11 protein-coding genes are annotated in these 19,405 nt (G+C 53.5%); 8 read left to right on the top strand and 3 right to left on the bottom strand.

Translation table 11 applies throughout. The features are described 5' to 3' along the window. Positions 1-234 precede the first annotated feature (234 nt). The 7 genes from Q8O92_15055 to Q8O92_15025 all read left to right on the top strand — a co-directional run bounded on the left by Q8O92_15055 (position 235) and on the right by Q8O92_15025 (position 10,842). Entirely contained in the window at positions 235-1,170 is a 936-nt protein-coding gene (locus Q8O92_15055) for a slipin family protein (GenBank protein ID MDP2984636.1), read from the top strand. Positions 1,171-1,509: 339 nt separating this feature from the next. After that, on the top strand, positions 1,510-2,295 hold the full coding sequence (locus Q8O92_15050; GenBank protein MDP2984635.1) for a formylglycine-generating enzyme family protein: 786 nt from the start codon (positions 1,510-1,512) through the stop codon (positions 2,293-2,295). A gap of 121 nt (positions 2,296-2,416) precedes the next feature. Beyond that, entirely contained in the window at positions 2,417-3,760 is a 1,344-nt protein-coding gene (locus Q8O92_15045) for a hypothetical protein (GenBank protein MDP2984634.1), read from the top strand. A 126-nt stretch (positions 3,761-3,886) separates the two neighbouring features. Next, positions 3,887-6,040 carry a transglutaminase-like domain-containing protein gene (locus Q8O92_15040; protein MDP2984633.1) on the top strand — a complete coding sequence of 718 codons (2,154 nt, stop codon included), beginning with the start codon at positions 3,887-3,889 and terminating at the stop codon, positions 6,038-6,040. A gap of 116 nt (positions 6,041-6,156) precedes the next feature. After that, positions 6,157-7,881, top strand: a complete 1,725-nt coding sequence (locus tag Q8O92_15035; protein ID MDP2984632.1) for a T9SS type A sorting domain-containing protein — start codon at positions 6,157-6,159, stop codon at positions 7,879-7,881. An 87-nt stretch (positions 7,882-7,968) separates the two neighbouring features. Further along, positions 7,969-9,384, top strand: coding sequence for a hypothetical protein (locus Q8O92_15030; protein ID MDP2984631.1), 1,416 nt, complete (start codon positions 7,969-7,971; stop codon positions 9,382-9,384). Positions 9,385-9,429: 45 nt separating this feature from the next. Then, positions 9,430-10,842 (top strand): hypothetical protein, encoded by a 1,413-nt coding sequence (locus tag Q8O92_15025; protein ID MDP2984630.1) that lies wholly within the window; start codon positions 9,430-9,432, stop codon positions 10,840-10,842. An 8-nt stretch (positions 10,843-10,850) separates the two neighbouring features. On the opposite strand, the gene Q8O92_15020 is transcribed toward Q8O92_15025, so the two are convergent. The 3 genes from Q8O92_15020 to Q8O92_15010 form a co-directional block, all read right to left on the bottom strand. Then, positions 10,851-11,351 carry a DinB family protein gene (locus tag Q8O92_15020; protein MDP2984629.1) on the bottom strand — a complete coding sequence of 167 codons (501 nt, stop codon included), beginning with the start codon at positions 11,349-11,351 and terminating at the stop codon, positions 10,851-10,853. A 179-nt stretch (positions 11,352-11,530) separates the two neighbouring features. Then, a complete protein-coding gene (locus tag Q8O92_15015; protein MDP2984628.1) occupies positions 11,531-12,841 on the bottom strand; it encodes a hypothetical protein in 1,311 nt (436 codons plus the stop codon). Then, entirely contained in the window at positions 12,838-14,034 is a 1,197-nt protein-coding gene (locus Q8O92_15010) for an acetate kinase (GenBank protein MDP2984627.1), read from the bottom strand. Before Q8O92_15010 ends, Q8O92_15015 begins: the two co-directional genes overlap by 4 nt. 468 nt (positions 14,035-14,502) lie before the next feature. Between Q8O92_15010 and gltB the strand changes: the two genes are divergently transcribed. After that, a partial coding sequence (gene gltB, locus Q8O92_15005) for a glutamate synthase large subunit (protein ID MDP2984626.1) occupies positions 14,503-19,405 on the top strand: 4,903 nt, incomplete at its 3' end.

The raw sequence follows: 19,405 nt of genomic DNA, 5'->3' as shown, positions 1-19,405 counted from the left end.
CACCCCCCTTAACAAGGGGGGTGTCACCGAAGGTGACGGGAGGATCTTTCCAAAAAAAGGTAATGAATATTAAAATTCATATTCAATCCCAAAATTTATATAGAACCCCCAGATAAGTCAAGAAATCCTTCTTTCAGCTTGACTTATCATGTTTTCATCATTAAAATATTCGGGTACTTTAGATTTTCGGTGGTTCTCCTGCTTTTAACGCTCGATGGGTAAAGGAGGTTTACCATGAGGCAGCAAAGTTCTCTTCCGGCCCTTCTGTTCATTCTCATCTTCGGGGCGGGTGTAGCGGTGTCGTTCTATCTTTTTAAAACAACCGGAAAGGCAGTCGATTTCTGGATTGCCGGAGCAGCCTTCCTGGTGGGACTTATCCTGGCCGCCTCCATCAAGGTGGCGAACCAGTGGGAGCGCGCGGTCAAACTGAGACTGGGGAGATTCAGCGCCCTCGAAGGTCCCGGACTCTTTTTCATCATCCCGATCATCGACACCCTGCCATACTGGATCGACCTCCGGGTGATCACCACATCGTTCAAGGCGGAAAAGACCCTTACCAAGGACACGGTGCCGGTGGATGTGGATGCCGTGCTCTTCTGGCAGGTGATCGATCCGGTAAAAACCGCGCTCGAAGTGGAGGATTACCAGAGCACTATCGGCTGGGCTTCCCAGACCGCACTCCGCGATGTGATCGGAAAAACAGTCCTCTCCGAGATGCTGGAAGGCCGTGAAAAGATCGATGGGGAGCTCCAGCGTATTATCGGCAGCCGTATCGGGACATGGGGAATCAAGGTGCTTTCGGTGGAAATTCGCGATGTTCTCATCCCCACCAGCCTCCAGGATGCCATGTCCATGCAGGCACAAGCCGAGCGTGAGCGCCAGGCGCGGGTCATCCTCGGCGATTCGGAACGCCAGATCGCCGAGAAATTCGATCAGGCTTCCCGCGTCTACATAGAGAATCCCACCGCCCTGCACCTCCGCGCCATGAACATGCTCTACGAAGGGCTGAAACACAACGCCACCCTGGTGATCGTTCCCAGCACCGCGGTGGAATCCATGCAGCTCGGTACTTACGTCGGGATTGCAGCCCTTCAGAAGGAAATGGCCCGCGATAAAGCGATTATGGAAAAACTGTACGGAGAGGAAGAGAAGAAAAAGAACCGGGAGTGATGAAGTCCCCTCACCCCCATTCCCCCTCTCCCACGATAATCGCGGGCGAGGGGGAGCTTCATATCGGGAGTCTGGAATGATTATAAATATTACATGAGCCAATTGCAAAAGTCGTTTTTATACTAAAAAAGGCAAAGTGTTAATTTTAGCCCCCTAAACCTCAGTCCCTTTCCCCCCGATGTGGGGCAAGGGAAGTCGTTGCTCCACAGTCTTTTTCTGCCCCCTTCAGGGGGAAGGATGTCCAAAGGACAGGAAGGGGGCTGCGTAAAATAATCTCGACTTTTGCAATTGGCTCACATTCCAATTGCATTGATAATTCCCACTTGCAGAGGCTTCGCCATGAAAAGAACCGCGCTGATCCTTATCCTGCCAGTAAGTCTCATTGTTCTCCTCTTTCCATCCTGCAGCTCTCGTGGACCGGAAGTCAAGATGGTTTCGATCCCCGCCGGGAGTTTTTCGATGGGGAAAACGGGAATTGCCGAGCCTGTCCACACGGTCACTCTTTCGGCATTTTCTATGAGCGCGTACGAGATCACTCAGGGGCAATTCAAAACTGTCATTCGATCGAATATGCCGTATTTCAAGGGATTATCGAATGATAATCTGCCTATGGAGAAGGTGAGTTGGTGGGAAGCGATCAAGTACTGTAATGCATTGAACGCAAAAGCCGGATTGCAGCCGTGCTACAACGAGGGTACCGGGGATTGCGATTTCACGAAGAGCGGGTTCCGTCTACCGACAGAGGCTGAGTGGGAGTATGCATGCAGGGGGGGAACAACGACGAATTATTACACGGGAGATACCGAGAGCGACCTTGCCCGCGCGGGGTGGTATTTCTCGAACAGCAGTAATAAGTCACATCCCGTAGGCCGGAAAACACCGAACGCATGGGGATTGTACGACATGCACGGGAATGCGTGGGAGTGGTGCAATGACTGGTATGAAGACTACACTTCCGCTAATAATGCTATAAATCCCACAGGAGCACTATTTGGTTCAAACCGTATTGTCCGCGGCGGCGCCTGGTACAGCGGCGGCAGTGTCTGCCGGTCGGCAGCCCGGGCCGTCAACCCCCCGTCCGGCAGGCTCGGCAATTTCGGGTTCCGCGTGGTTCGCCGTCCCTGAACGCTATTTAGGGAGAACAAATCTTGCACATTCCTCACTTTTATCATATTTTTGTTTCTTTAATCTCCATTCTCTCGTCGCTGAACCATCTCGAACAACTTGCATAATAAGGATATTCTGAATGAGACGGAGAACTTTCTCCAAAAAAATTATGGCCGGATCGGCTCTGGGATTCACCGGGTACACTATGCCAATCGGGTCTTATGCGGAAAAGGTGTTGCAACCGAAACAGAAGCCTTATGGTGAGCAATATTTCGACTGGGCGGCCAAGGTCTGGGAGCGCCAGGCAACCAGCGAGCTTCCAATAATCGGTCAAGCGGCGGACAAAGCAACTGAAACAATCAAAAACGGCAAAAAGCTTTACAGTCAGGCGATGCTCGGTCATATGCTTACTACGGAACTACGTAAGGACCGTCCCGGCAATCCCGGTTACTTGGACACCTGGCGTTGGAGCGCCACTGACGAGATGTATGCTTCCATCGGAAAAGGTGATTTTCTTTTGTTCGATTGGACTAAGAAGCGGGTGAAAGACGCCCACGACCGCGGCGCTTTCACCGTTGGTGTCAGAGTTCCCTATGTGCCCAACAAAACAACCCCAAAGGGTGTGCTCAGTCAAACGAATCAATTACTTTTCACCGATGGCCTCTTGACAGAAGATTGTTCGGACCTCGTGCTCACCTCCGGAGTCCCGTTCACCAGCGGCGTCCTGTCCTACCCTGAGATCCCTTCAGTTCGGGCATTCCCCCTATGCGTCCAGGGGGTCGGTATTTTTTATTGGATGCTCACCGCCGAGATCGCGGCACGCGTCAGGGGAGGTGCGGCGATGGGGTCCACCGACCGCGCCCTCGAATATGTGAATCTCATTTGTAAGCGGGGGAAGAAAATTCTTGCCGATCTCGGCCATATCGACGAGGCAGCGAAGGCGATGGTGGAATACGTCAGGGGCGGCGGCCGCTACTGGAATTACAGTTACGGCTGCGAGATGGATGCAGAGAATGAACAAAGAGCATCTGGCCTCCCCATGAGCCAGGGTATCTCCCCAGGCAGTTACAAGGACCGGTTGAAGCCCGGTCATTTTGTCATCATCTCCGGCGAACACTCTGATGTCAAGGAAAACTATGAAATGGCTCTGGCGGTCAAGGCAGTCGGGGCCAAAGTCATCAACATCGGCCCTGCTCGGACCGAGGGCAGCACCGGCAAAGACCTGTCCAAGATAGCCGACTGGCACATAGAGACGTACTCTCCCGAACGTGAGGGTGCGCTCAGTGTCTCCGGTTTCGATAAGAAGATATGCCCCACCACGGGCATCCTGTTTGCTCTCGCTCTCTGGATTACCAACGCCCAGTTTGTCGCCCGCATGATCGAGGCAGACATGACACCCGGCTTCGACATGGGCGGTCACCTGATCGGAGGAAGCGCTTACGACAAGGATGTGCGGGCGATTGTAGATAAGAGAGGATATTAAAAGGATTCTATGAAACTCCCCGCCGCAAGCAGCGGGGTATCTTGTTAGGTTTATTCTTTTCATACGCCGCAAGCGGCGGGGAATTCAACCCATAGAGATTAAATTTTTAAAAAAGAGGAGGAATAAATGGAAAAGAGGTCGCTGATTCTGTCTGGTTTTCTTGTTGCCATATTGGGAATATCTTTTGCTGCCCGGGGAGATCCGGTAACCACGAAATGGGGCGGCGACGCCCAGATGCTCTATGACAACGGTTTCATGCACATGCTTATGAAAAATCCGCAGGGTGGGGTGTACCTGTTCAACATGGATCTCATCGAAAACGATTCCCCCGGCGCGGGAGACAGTGAAAAAGGCGACTGGATGGATAGTATCTGGGGGAAAAACAGGTCCCGCAAATTGCTCGTTCTCGACGATCCAAGGGCAGAAAAGGCTTATCTTGTCGCCTGGTATGGCCAGGGAAAGTATCCCCTCGGATTCAGTGTCAACGGTAATAACGCCAAGGTCGATAAATGGGACCCCAAAAAGGTTCACAATTCGTTCCGGTGGACGGAATTTCCTCCCGCGTGGCTGAAAAAAGGCAGGAATGTTATCGAGTTTTATTGCCCTGAAGCCGCTTCCAAAGATGAGGGTTGGAGATTATTCCTCGCACGCGCCGATGAGTTCGAGCATGGCGGCGGAGATCCAAAGGAAGTTGGCAAAACCTCTTTCAAGTCCACCGATGGCGGCGAGACGTGGAAGGAGAGTCCTTTCGGTCCCCTCGGGAAAACTCTCGCCGAATACACAGCGCGGATAAGCCTCGACCGCTACGTAAAAACAGGCTGGCTGGAAAGCCCTGTGATCGACCTCTGGAGAGGTGATGCGAAAGACTTTATCGTCCCGGTACGCATATTCAAAAAGCTGAAACTCACTGTTCAGTCTGAGGTGCCAGAGGGAACATCAGTCGAGTATTATCTTCGCAAAGGAACAAATCCGGGGCCGTTTTCCAGTGACTGGAGCCAGTACGAACTGATCGGGACCGGCTCTACCGTCGACATTGAGATGGATGACCGGGTCATGGACGGACGGTACGTTCAACTCAGGGCGGTGCTGTCAACAACGAATCCGCTCAAATCTCCCGTGGTGAAATCGGCGCATCTTACTGCCGAGCTTCTAGAGGGCATGCCGCAGCACACCAGCATCAAGGTGGCCAGGTGCGAGAATCCGGATATCAAGTATTCATCCGTCGCGTGGGAATGGGAGCCTTGGGACCGTCCAGAGTTCAAGGAGGTTCGTGCCCGCGAGAATCTCGACGATGTCGTCGCGGGAAGCAAGACCGAGTTCGAGAAGATCGTGAAACTGCGGGAATACGCCGCTACCCGCACTACCCGCAAATACGGGACTCCGATGCCCGGCTATCCCGGGTGGGACGCACTCTCCATTCTCGACAGGATTGACAAGCACGGTTCGGTTGGCATGTGCATACAGTTCAACAATCTCCTGATGGGCCTGTGCATGGCATATGGCATCCAGGGGCGGCTGATTAACGGGATGAATCACGAGATGGCTGAATTATGGAGCGACGATTTTGGCAAGTGGGTCTACATGGAGTCAAGCTATGGGAATCACAATGATGTAAGCGATGAAACGCTCATACCAATGAGCCTGCTTGAACTTCACAACATGAACAAGGAATATCTTCATCCGGATAAACCTATCGACTGGATGAACGAGTTGACCAGTTTTGAACACCAGAAGGAAAGGATCAGGGCCCTGGACAAGAAACCGCCGGAGTCCCGCAGTTCGACGACCTGGCACCAGCCTGAGTGGGGATGGTATGAGGGTCTCACGCTCTCTATTTACATGCGCGCGGTTCCGCGCAACAATTTTTATGAAAAACCTTTTCCCCTCCCGCTTACGCACGGTGCCACCTCGTGGCCTTGGAATGGTTACATATGTTACTATGATGACCGTACGCCTCCCATGCGTCAGTACACGTGGTATACGGACCGCCCCCGCGATATCGCGCCAGATCTCAATCTCGTGCATGTGGATGCCACAACTGCCCACAGCAACAAGTACCTGTATCTGCGGTTCGAGACATATACTCCGAATTTCAGTCATTTCGAGATGGATGAGAATGATAATGGTTGGAAAAAAATCGAAGGAGACCGCTGGACCTGGGCGCTTGCATCAGGGAAAAGCACGCTTCGTGTCCGGGCAGTCAACAAGCTGGGAGCAAAGGGCAAACCCTCCTGTTTCGAGGTCTATCGCATCGATGTACCGCTGAAGGATCTGTTTTGATTTTGTAAAATTCTATACATATTTTTAGGAGGTGATTCAATGGGTTATCTTTATGCAACAAAGATGTATCGATTTAATTTATAACACACTCTGATAAATAAGGGAAGAAGGTTACTATGAAAACGATCATTTCTGCCTTATTGTTCGTATTTATCGCTTCTAACAGTATAGCAGCTAATTTTCAACCTACATTACTCAAGCTTAACGCTCCCTCTAAAATCCGGTATAATTTTGATGGTAAGAACCTTGAGATTCCTGTTACTGTTTCTGGGACCATGGCCGGAGTAATATTCTTTGTGTATACGAAAGATAAGGCCAACCTTATTACTAAAACCCGCAACGGATTCCTTGGTTGGCATTATGTAAATAAGGTTGACACCTGCATGTATTTTTCTTCTGCTGTCACCTTGCCTGTGGGGAAAAGCGTTATCAACTGGAGTGGTAGAGAGAAGGGCGGGGGTTTACTTGGTGCGGGCGAATATACCTACTATCTATGGGGATACGACAATAAGAACCCTAAAACCCGTGTGGCAAATGGGACATGGTATCCATACTCTGATACGAATATAGTGACCAAAGGTCCGGGCGGGAAGGCGCTTGATAAACCAATGATTCACAATGTAACCTCTCGATGGACCATCGGTAACAGTACAGAAGACCTCACGCTTTATGAAACTACAAAATTTACTCTTCCTACCGGTTGGACGCTGAAATACAGAACCTATTGCCACCCGGGCGATACTAAATACTTTTATGCAGAAGCCGATAATTCAAGTTCAAAAATCGAAGGGCTTTATAAGTATCAGTGGGTCCCCCAAGGTAATTCTATTCTGGAAGTTTCTTTTGGAGACAACGGAGTGGTAACATGGAATCAGCCGATTTATCAGGGATCTGGACCAACTTCTGACGGAAATTATATATATGCCGGCTATTACGGCCAGTATCAAGATGGAATCAGTAACAAACTGTATAAAATCGACTTTGACGGCAGTATCCAGACAACCTTCGATCTTACAGAATGGTTGTATCATCCGGATGATTATAAAGCCGGTGGCCAGAGCGCTGGAGGCCCAACAATGATTCATGAGAGAAATGGCTACTTGTTTCTGAACCACTCGGGTTCTTGCTTAAAATCCATGATCAATCCCTCAGTGGAAAATAAATCAGACCTTTTTGTCTGGGTAAACCAGAATGGTGACTATGTGAACGATACTAACTGGCAACCAACTTCACAAAAACCATGGGTATGTTTTGATTTCAATACCGGGCCCTACTGCTATTCTTATTCTATAGATGCAAATATGTTCAGTATTACGCCATCTTACGATTTAGGAGCTGTCTCTTTTGCACTTATGGGACCTGACGGCACAGGAATTAATTATTTCGCTTTTGCCGGTGAAACCGCGAGAACAAAACGCGGTCTATTTTTTGTTGATACCGGTTGCGCGTATGATGGTATTTATTGTGACAATATGTCATCAAACGATACTACCATGCAAAACGGCATTTGGTATATGGAGCATGATTCCATAAGTGGTGTAATTGCTACAGATGTGGGAGTAGAGGAGGTTTCTCCTTCTGCTTTTGTGGTGTCCCAAAACACCCCGAATCCCTTCAACCCGAGCACCACAATTAATTTCACATTGCCTAAAACGGCAAAAACTACCCTAGAAATATATAATTCTGCCGGACAGAAAGTCTCAACACTGGTGAACACTACCTTGAATGCAGGTGTTCACTCCGCGACTTGGAATGCCTCAAAGTTTTCAGCAGGAGTATATTTCTACACGATCAAATCGGGAGACATTTCCAATACCATGAAGATGACTCTCTTAAGATAGCGTTGATGACATAAGTTTTTTATAGCCATGAAGGGTATATAAACTCCGGGGATATTTTCAACATCGAATTTTCAAGAAGGAACTTCAATGACCGGAATCCGTACATGCATCATCCTGATTGTTCTCTCTTGTTTCACCGTTTCTTCTCTTCCCGCCCAGACGAAGGCCGAAAGGGAGAAGAAGCGTATGGAACTGAACGCCCAGTTCGACAAGATGAAACTCCGCGAAAAAACCGATTTTGTGATGGATACCTCGGAGAAATTCCTCTTGGCCCCCAGTTCGCCAAAAGAAAAGCTGGTCGGAGATTTCGTTGTGGCGAAGGTTCCTCCCATTGCGAAACTTCGCATCCTGCCGAACATGATCCCTGAATACATCACTGAAGAAGGAGCTCAATATATGGCGGGTTGGGCTAACTGGGGGCATGTTATCCGGAGCGAGGACAGCCGATTCTTTTTCTCGGTTGGCGACCATAGAGGTATGGGTTGCCAGCTTAATATCTATGAGTACAGCTCTGCCCGCAACCTGCTGCACTCTGTGGTGGATGTCACTAAACTCCTGGGCTGGAAGGACAAGACCTATACCGACGGCAAGATTCACGGTGAGATGGGGATCATGCCCGACGGCACTCTCTGGGCAACTACTCATTATGGCGCCATCCCCGATTCTTCCTGGTACGCCAACGGTTTCAGGGGAAGCTGGCTCCTCAGCTACAATATTTATTCTCACGAGGCTAAAAATTTGGGTAATCCCATGATCCCATCGAACCTCCCGTATTTCAAAGTTGACACGAAACGTGGAAGACTTTTAGCTACCGGCTCCTTCGAGACTGTACTCTGCTGGGATACCATCGAAAAAAAGGTTCGGTACGCCGGCAGCCCGCCAAAAGGTTGGGTCTGGGCACAGCGCATCATGCTTCTTGATGAGGAAACAGGCAAATTCTGGAACGTGGACAATAATGACAAACAGTTCCGCATAATGAGTTTTGATCCAGAGTTCAATAAATTCATGCGCTATGAAATTTCCCCATCGGCGAATCCTTTCACAAAGGAGGTTTCAATAACAAGCCGCGCAACAGAGCGCCCGGCAATGGACGGGTGGTACTATTGGACGACCGGGAACGGCGCGATGTTTAAATTCAAACCGGAAGGTCCCAAAGGTCCACAGGTCGTTCCATTCGGCACCACATGGGACAAAGGTCGTGTAACCCTCCAGATGGCCATGGACCAAACCGGACGCTATATTTATTACTACCCGAAAGGTGACGCCCCCATTGTGCAACTCGATGTGAAAACCGGCAAACGCAAGGCGCTCTGCTGGCTGCAGGATTACTTTTTCGACAAATATGGCTATTTCATGGACCAGGTATATGGTATGAATATTTCCAAAGACGGTTCATTCCTCGTGTGCGCCATGAACGGGGAATTCTCTGGAAAGGGGGATGCGTTCGGCCATCCGGCGCTTCTGGTAGTGGAGATACCGAAAGAGGAGCGGCCGATAGATTAACTGAAATTCTGATGAAAAATCCAATCCAAGGAAAGGAGAACTACCATGACCAGAATCCGTACCTGCATCATCCTCACCGTTCTCGCCTGTTTCACCGTCACCGCTCTTCCCGCACAACAGCGCGCCGCGAAGGAGCAGAAACGTATCGAGTTGAATGCACAGTTCGATAAGATGAAACTCCGCGAGAAAACCGATTTCGTGGTGGATACCTCGGAGAAATTCCTCGTCGCGCCTAATGCACCCAAAGAAAAGCTGGTTGGGGATTTCATCGTGGCGAAGGTTCCCCCGACCGCCAAGCTCCGCATCCTGCCGAACATGACCCCCGAATACTTTACCGATGAAGGCATGCAGTATATGGCGGGCTGGGCTAACTGGGGGTATGTTACCCGGAGCGAGGACAACCGCTTCTACTTCTCCGTGGGCGACCACAAGGGCATGGGCTGCCAGCTCAATATCTACGAGTACAGCCCCGCCCGCAATCTCTTGTACCGTGTGGTGGATGTCTCGAAACTCCTCGGCTGGACGGACAAATCCTACACCGACGGCAAGATTCACGGCGAGATGGGGATCATGCCCGACGGCACTCTCTGGGCGACCACCCATTACGGCGCAATCCCCGATTCCTCATGGTATGCAAACGGGTTCAGGGGGAGCTGGCTCCTCAGCTACAATATTTACTCCCACGAGGCGAAAAACTGGGGCAATCCCATGATCCCCTCCAATCTTCCCTGCTTCAATGTGGACACCAGACGGGGCCGCCTGGTCGGTACCGGCTCCTTCGAGACAGTGCTCTCTTGGGACACCATCGAGAAGAAGGTGCGGTACGCCGGCTGCCCGCCCAAAGGCTGGAACTGGTGGGAGCGCTCAATGCTCCTCGATGCGGAGACCGGCAAATTCTGGAGCGTTGACAAGAACGACAAGGCGGCGCGCCTCTTGAGTTTCGACCCGGAATTCAACAAATTCGTGCGGTACGAGGTTTCCCCGCCGGTGAATCCGTTCACGAAAGATGTCGGCCTTACCCGCGGGCACACCGAGCGCCCGGCCATGGACGGCTGGTTCTATTGGGCGACCTGGAACGGCGCGCTGTTCAAGTTCAAGCCCGAAGGACCGAAAGGACCGCAGGTCGAGCCTTTCGGCGCCACCTGGGACAAGGGCCGCGATACCCTCCAGATGGCCATTGACCAGACCGGCCGCTATGTTTACTACTACCCGAAGGGCGACGCTCCCATCGTGCAGCTCGATGTGAAAACCGGCAAACGCAAAGCGCTCTGCTGGCTTCAGGATTACTTTTTCGACAAGTACGGCTATTTCATGGGCGAAGTGTATGGGATGAACATCTCGAAGGACGGCTCGTTCCTCGTGTGCGCAATGAACGGGGAATTCAGCGGCAAGGGGAACTCATTCGGCCATCCGTCGCTCCTGGTGGTGGAGATTCCGAAGGAAGAGCGGCCGCTGTAAGACTGCCCCTACTTCTGCGGCGGCATGCCGTACGATGTCCATTCCTCCCTTGATGGGCCGTAGATGCCGGGAACTTTCAGTCCGGCCTGGCGCATGAGAACGGTCATCTGGCCGCGATGGTGCCCCTCGTGGCGGAGAAGAACGGCGAGGATGTGTCTTTTTTTCCAGACCTGGCCGTACATGTCCAGCTCCTCATCGAGGGAAGCATCGGTCCAGTTCACTTTCACGCTTTCTGAAAGCTGACGGGCTGCATCACGATAAGTCTCTGCGATATCAGCGGAGTGCGCCGGTTCGGATGAATCCTCCGCCGGGCCTGTCACCTTGAGTCCCGCCCGGTTTGCCATCTCCACAATGCTCAGTGGAATATGCCAGGCGAGAAATCCCAGGGTGCGCCCCTCCGGTGATACTTTATGAGTGAGAGATGCATCGGTGAGAGCATCCAGGAGTTTGACGGTCGCGGCGCTTTCAGTTTTCCAGTCCTCGATAAAATCGTCGATTCTGCGGTACATTAAGATCTCCTTTGGGTGTAAGAGTACCAGATTCGAAACCGAAACAAGTTCGGCATGACTATTTTTTGAATAACACTGCGAGCCTTCTAGTTCCCCCTCTATAGCATAGAGAGGGGGTCAGGGGGTGAGTTTCGGCGGAAAAAGAAAAGGACAGGCATTTTTTTCATCCTTCATCCTTCCTACTTCATCCTTATTAAAGCCCCCTGGCCCGCTGTCAGCCAGAATCCGGTTTTGGAATCCAAATCTGCGGGGGCGCCGTCCGCCGCAGAAATGAGCTGCAACGTATCCGAGGAACTTCTCGCCGTGAGGCTTACTTTTGCCGACTTTTGAAGGCTGAGATTGACCGCCATCGTATAGCGGGCGCCGCCGGGACCGTCAAACTCGCCGATCATCAGCGGCGCATCCGATTCCGCCGACTGAATGAGCGCCCCCGGCAACACCGGAAGCGATGATACCGGGAGAGGAGCTGTGAAATACACCCCGGTGGTTTTCAATCCTATTAAAATCGGAGCGAGAGTGAGAATCTCACGGTTCACATCCTTCACATAATACCAGGTCTGGCTTTTACGGTCGCCTTTGTCTATAGGGGCATATCCGTAGGCATCACGGGAGTAGTAGGTATACCATTTGACTCCTTTCCCGCCGGCAGCCAGGGTGGTGTAAGCCTGAAACCGCAGGTTGGCCGGTGAAGGAATGGTGGCGGTGGGGCGTATCTGATTCGAGGAGACCGTATTCCAGAACGGCAGATCGTATTTCAAGGAAAGCGCGCGCACCTCCATGAGATTGGTATAGTAGCTCGCCGCCTTGACGCTGTCCTGTAAATCCTGGGAGTATTCGACCATGTAGTTATCATAGCTGATGAACTGGGGTTTGACCTCCCGGACGAACCGTTCCAGGTATTCGGAATAACTGTCGGTTTCCATTTGGGATAGATTCTTCGCACCGAGAGTGGCGTAATTGGGGTAGATGTTGAGATATGCCAGCTTGCCGGGGGCGTATTTCTTCACCGCAGCCACCGCCTTAGCTACCTGGGGGAACATGGAAGCGCCCGGCTCGTCGGTGATATGGAATCCGAAAACCGCCTTGCTTGAGCCTGCCTCGTCGACCATCTTTTTTATGATGCTGTCGATTTTGGCGTCGGAGAATTTTCCCCATTCCTTGGCCCGTATCAACCCTGAGCCGGAGATCATGATCGCGGCCAGGCCGAGCTTTTCACATTCGGGAAGGTCTTCCGGGCGCACAAATCCGGCCATGGTATAGTTGCATTCCTTGATGCTTTCCAGGCCCCAGGTGCGCTTTTGAATGAATGGCGCCCGATAACCGTGCTGCGGGTCGCAGGGAAAGATAGGGAAGAAATCGGGGGAGATGGCCTCGCTTTTGTCTTTTTCTGCGGCTGAGGCGAACTGAATGGTAACCGGTGAAAGGGAGCAGATAAAGAACACTGACAGTATCACCGCTTTTAGTATCGAGGTGTTATTAGATTTTTTCAAAGTCTGGTTCTCCTTTCGGCCTCACGGGCGATGACCAGCTCCTCGTTGGTAGGGATAACCAGGATGCGGATCCGGGAGTCCTTTTTCCCGATCTCGGCGCCGCCGCCCCTGGTTTGGGCGTTCTTCTCCGTATCAATCTCGACACCAAGGAAGGAAAGCCCCTCGCAGGCTTTTTCACGGATCCGGGGACTGTGCTCTCCTACTCCCGCGGTAAACACCAGCACATCCAGACCGCCGAGAATACCTGTATAGGCTGAAATATATTTTTTTATCCGGTAGCAGTACATGTCCAGGGCCAGTATGGCAAGCTCGTTTCCTTTTTCCGCAGAGCTCTCGATCTCACGCATATCCGAGGAGATTCCGGTCACACCGAGGAGCCCGCTTTTCTTGTTCATTATGGTATCCATCTCTTCGGGGGAGATGCCCTCTTTTTTCATGATGTACAGGGGCGCGGCGCAGTCGATATCGCCGGTCCGGGTACCCATCATGAGCCCTTCTAGCGGGGTGAATCCCATGGAGGTGTCCACAGCCCAGCCGTCCCTGACCGCATCCACAGAGCAGCCGTTTCCGAGGTGACAGGTGATGATCTTCAATTCCTCGATCGGTTTTCCCAGAATCTCCGCCGCCCTGTGGGAAACATAGTAGTGTGAGGTACCGTGGAAGCCGTAGCGCCGGATGCCGTATTTTTCGTAGTACCGGTACGGCAGGGCGTACATGTAAGCCTTCGCCGGTATTCGCGCATGGAAGCCGGTGTCGAACACTATTACCTGCGGAGTATCGGGCATGGCAGCCATGCAGGCCTCGATTCCCAGAAGGTTCGCCGGGTTATGGAGCGGTGCGAGGTCCGCAGTTTCATGGAGCTTTTTCAGAACCAGCCTGGTGGCTGTCACCGGCTCGATAAACTCCCTGCCGCCGTTGACAAACCGGTGCCCGACAGCGCCGATCTGGGCCAGGCTTTTCACTACACCACCCTCGCCGACAAGACAGTCCAGTACATATTTCATGGCGATGACGTGGTTCTTCACCGGCAGGGTCTGCACCTGTTTCTCACCGTTCGTCGGAATATGGGTAAAAATGGCATCCTCAAATCCTATACGCTCGACCAGCCCCTTTGCCAGAACCGATTCGTCCGCTGTATCCATAAGCTGGTATTTCACCGAAGAACTGCCGCAGTTGATAACGAGAACCTTCAAACAAACCTCCTAAACGCGATAATCCTTGATCGTAAATATTTACATGACGACATAAATAATTGCGCATGTTTTGAGTGTTTAGATCCTGAAACGAGTTCAGGATGACACGTGTCATGCCGAACTTGTTTCGGCATCTAATTTGAAAAGAAACGCAATAAAATATGTCATCACATATAGAAATATAGCTCCGTTCCTGCTTGACTTTCAACACAGCAGCTCTCTATATTTGTGCGATTGAGGATAAGGGGGAATTTCCATCCTGTAAAGATACTAAAAGAACACGGTGAAAGAGAAGCGTTTTTCATACCTGACTGCATTGGTTTCCGTACTCTGCATGTTTTCTCTGAAACTTCCCATCTCTCTATTCGTTTTATCCCAAAGCCCGTTATCTTGACCTCCCCGGGGAATCGGTGGAATATGTATTCGACTTATATTTCACAGCTTCCTGCGGGGTAATACATTAATATAATGGAACCTAAAATGCAGCCGGAAGGTTTATACAACCCTGTATTTGAACATGATACCTGCGGGGTCGGTTTTGTAGCCCGTATCGACGGCATCCCCTCGCATCAGATCATCGAAAACGGGGTGGAAGTTCTTATGAACCTGGAGCATCGCGGGGCGGTGAACAGCGACCAGGCCACCGGCGACGGCGCCGGAATACTGGTGCGGATTCCCGACCTGTTCCTCAGGCGCGAATGCGGAAACCTTGGCATTCACCTCCCGGAGGAAGGCGGCTACGGTGTCGCCATGATGTTCCTCCCTGGGGAAAAAGAGAGCGCCGAACGCTGCATATCCATCCTGGAAAGAATCGCCGAAGAGGAACAGTGCGCCGTCCTTGGATGGCGCGAGGTGCCGGTGGATTCACGCCATCTCGGAGAGCTCGCCCGCCTGACACAGCCGCGAGTTCGCCAGCTTTTCATGGCCGGGGGATCGTATGACCCGGAGGCTTTCGAGCGGAAACTGTATGTCATCAGGAGAGTGGCCGAGAAAGAAATTGACTCGCTTGACGCCCCGGAATTCCATCCTTTTTATGTGGCGAGCATGTCCTCCCGCACATTGAACTACAAGGGCTTCATGAACGGGAAAGACCTTCCCCTGTTTTACCCGGACTTGCAGGATGCCGATTTCCGGAGCGCGTTCGCTCTCATCCACCAGCGATACAGCACCAATACTTTTCCGTCCTGGCATCTTGCCCATCCATTCCGCTTTATGGCGCATAACGGGGAGATCAATACACTCTCAGGGAACAAGAACCACCTGCTATCCCGTGAAGCCGGATTCTCTTCACCGCTCTTCGGTTCCGATATTGAAAAAATCAAGCCGGTCATCACCCCCGGGGGGAGCGATTCCTCCTCTTTCGACAATGCGCTGGAGCTTTTGATTATGGCCGGACGCTCCCTGCCCCACGCCATGATGATGATGATTCCCGAGGCCTGGGGTTCAAAGTTTGTGATGAGCGAGGACAAACGCGCCTTTTACGAGTACCATGCATCATTCATGGAGCCCTGGGACGGTCCTGCGGCGATGGTTTTCACCGACGGTCGTTATGTTGGCGCCACCCTGGACCGCAACGGTCTCCGTCCCGCCCGCTATACGGTGACCAGGGACGGCCTTGTGGTGCTGGCCTCGGAGGCGGGTGTGCTCGATATCCCCGATGACCGGATCCGCTCCCATGGCCGTCTGCAGCCCGGGAAAATGTTTCTTCTGGACCTGGAGCAGAACCGTATCATACCCGACAACGTCATCAAGGCCAAAATATGCCGCCAGCGCCCCTACCGTCACTGGGTCAGAAACAACAAGATCGAGCTTCGGGGGCTGCTCGCTCCGACAGAGATTCCGCCGGAGGCCCCGGCGCTCCTCCTTCGAAAACAGCAGGCGTTCGGCTACACCGAGGAGGAGCTGAAAATGATCCTGGCTCCCATGGGCGCGCACGGCCAGGAACCGGTCGGCTCCATGGGCGACGATACCCCGCCTGCAGTGCTCTCCCATCGCCCGCAGCTTCTGTTCACCTACTTCAAACAGCTTTTTGCCCAGGTAACCAACCCGCCCATTGACCCACTCCGGGAAGAGCTGGTTATGTCGCTCATGCGGTTTTCAGGCCACGAGCGGAACCTGCTCGCAGAAACTCCGGAACACTGCCGTCAGCTCAAGCTCCATCACCCCATCCTGACCCCGGAGGACATGCGGCGTCTGCGCTCGGCAAACCACCCGGATATCGTCACCGGAGAGATCGATATCCTCTTCCCGTCGGATGGGGACGGGGCAGCGCTCCGGAAGGCGTTGGATTTTTGTTTCGAGCGGGCGGAGAAGTTGATGGACAGCGGGGTGAGCTTCCTCATCCTGACCGACCGTAACATGAACAGGGAATATGCCCCAATCCCTTCACTCCTGGCTGTGTCAGGACTGCACCACCACCTGGTAAGGGAAGGAAAGCGCTCCCGGGTGTCGCTCATTGTGGAAACCGGCGAGGCGCGGGAGATCATGCACTTTGCCCTCCTGATCGGATACGGCGCGAGCGCAGTCTGCCCCCATGTGGCGTTCTCCACCATACGGCGGCTCAGCGAGGACGGCCTGTACGATATCCCCACAAAGCCCGATTTGGCGGTGGACTCCTATATTACCGCCATCAAAAAGGGGCTTATGAAAACCATGAGCCGCATCGGCATATCCACCATCCGCAGCTATTTCGGGGCGCAGATATTCGAGGCGCTCGGTCTTTCGCGTGAGCTTATAGACACATATTTTTCCGGGACTGTTTCACGCATCGGGGGAATCGGCCTGGAGGAGATCGCCCGTGAAACCCTGGAACGGTATGGGTATGCCTTTGCCGGGGAATCCGCCGGGGCGGGTCTTGAACCGGGCGGCGGTTACAAGGTCAGAGGCGGAGGGGAAAAGCATCTCTGGTCGCCACGGGCCATATCCCGGCTTCAGTATGCGGTGAGGTCGAACGACTATGGGGCATTCAAAGAGTATACACGGATCATCGACAACCAGTCCGATGAACAGATAACCCTGCGGAGCCTCCTGCAGTTCAGAAAATGCAACCCGGTCCCCATCGAAGAGGTTGAGCCTGTCGAGAGCATTGTGAAGCGGTTCGCAACCTCGGCCATGTCCATGGGCTCGCTCAGCCCTGAGGCGCACGAGACCCTGGCCATCGCCATGAACCGTCTGGGCGCCCGGAGCAATTCCGGGGAAGGCGGCGAGGACGCGGCGCGGTATGTCCCTTCCGGAAACGGCGACAACCGGCGGTCGGCAATAAAGCAGGTGGCTTCGGGACGCTTCGGAGTCACCACGAATTACCTGGTCAATGCCGATGAGCTTCAGATCAAGATCGCCCAGGGCGCCAAACCGGGCGAGGGGGGCCAGCTCCCCGGTCACAAGGTGACCCGTGAAATCGCCCGGATTCGTCACTCCACCCCCGGAGTCACTCTCATCTCGCCGCCGCCGCACCATGATATTTACTCGATCGAGGACCTTGCACAATTGATATACGACCTCCGTGCGGTGAATCCCCGGGGAAAAATCTCGGTCAAGCTTGTTTCCGAGGCCGGAGTCGGCACAGTAGCGGCGGGAGTGGTAAAAGCCAAGGCGGATATTGTGGTGATTTCCGGCTGCGACGGCGGCACCGGAGCCTCCCCGCTCACCTCCATAAAGCATGTGGGGCTGCCCTGGGAGCTCGGCCTGGCGGAGACCCAGCAGACCCTCATCCGGAACGATCTTCGGGCCGGGGTGCGCATCCATGTGGACGGCCAGCTCAGAACCGGCCGCGACCTGGCCATCGCCGCGCTTCTGGGCGCCGATGAGTTCGGGTTCGGAACCATGGCGCTGGTATCTCTTGGGTGTGTGCTTCTGCGGAAATGTCATCTCAACGCATGCTCTGTCGGGGTGGCCACCCAGGACCCGAATCTGCGCGCCCATTTCGCAGGAAGGCCCGAACATGTCATGAACATGATGCGCTTTCTGGCTGAGGATCTCCGTGAATACATGGCTATGCTGGGGTTCCGGACGGCCGAGGAGATGATAGGGCATACGGAGATGCTCGAACCCCGGACGGATATACAACATTACAAAGCGAAAACCCTGGATTTGTCCGCGATCCTCTATCCCTCCGCAGACGGAAGCTGCAAATCAGCATGCGGTTTTTCATCGGCGGCGCACACAGAGCGGCCTGCGCTGGATAAGGAAATTTTTTCGCTTGCCGCCCCCGCACTCGAAACCGGGCAGCCTGTCACCATCCGGGCCGCAGTGCGTAATATCCACCGTACGGTGGGAACCTCCCTTTCCGCGGAGATCATCCGGCGCTTCGGGGAGAAGGGTCTCCCAGACGGCACGGTGAATATCCATCTTACGGGCACCGCCGGGCAGAGCTTCGGGGCGTTTCTTGTTCCGGGTGTCACCCTGCGCCTGGAGGGGATCGCCAACGATTACCTTGGCAAGGGAATGTCCGGAGGAAGGATTATCCTCACTCCGCCGGAAGGCGCCCTTTTCCAGCCTTGGGAAAATGTCATTGCCGGGAACGTCGTCCTCTACGGCGCGACAGGAGGTGAGGTCTACCTCTACGGCACAGCGGGTGAGCGTTTTGCAGTGCGTAACAGCGGGGCTGTAGCGGTGGTGGAGAGTGTGGGCGACCATGGCTGCGAGTATATGACCGGAGGAGTAGTGGTAGTGCTCGGCGAGACCGGGAATAATTTCGCCGCAGGAATGAGCGGCGGCATCGCGTTCGTATACAATGAATCGGAAACGTTCGATACCCGCTGCAACCTGGACATGGTGGACATCGAAAGCGTCCTTTCACCGGAAGACGAGCTTCTCCTCCGTAACCTCATCGAGAACCATCACCGTCACACAGGAAGCGCCCGCGCCGGGAAGATTCTGGAGAGCTGGGATTCCTCGCTTCCCCTCTTCGCCAAGGTCATGCCGGTGGATTACCGTGAATCGCTGCGCCGCATACGGTTCGAGGAGAACCAGGAAAATGAATCGATGCCTGCCACAGAGGAGGTCTTCCTGCCGAGCTACTTGGAGCACCGTCGGGAAAATCCCCCGAAACGGCCGGTGGAGGAACGGATTCAGGATTACCGTGAGATAGAAACGCTTCTTCCCCCGGAGAAAGCGGAAATCCAGGCCTCCCGCTGCCGTGACTGCGGAATACCCTACTGCCACAGCTTCGGCTGCCCGGTTGAGAACCGTATCCCCGACTGGAATCTGTTGGTGACCCGCAGCTCCTGGAGGCAGGCGAACGAGATTCTCCACGCCTGCAACAATTTCCCCGAAATCACCGGCCGGGTGTGTCCCGCTCCCTGCGAGGCCGCCTGCACCCTTTCCATCAACATGCCTGCGGTGACAGTCAGGCAGGTCGAGCTGCAGATTG

The organism is Candidatus Latescibacter sp. (genome assembly GCA_030692375.1).
Lineage (GTDB): Bacteria > Latescibacterota > Latescibacteria > Latescibacterales > Latescibacteraceae > JAUYCD01.
Note: the sequence above shows the minus strand (reverse complement) of the source record. Positions and strands in the feature narration are given on the sequence as shown.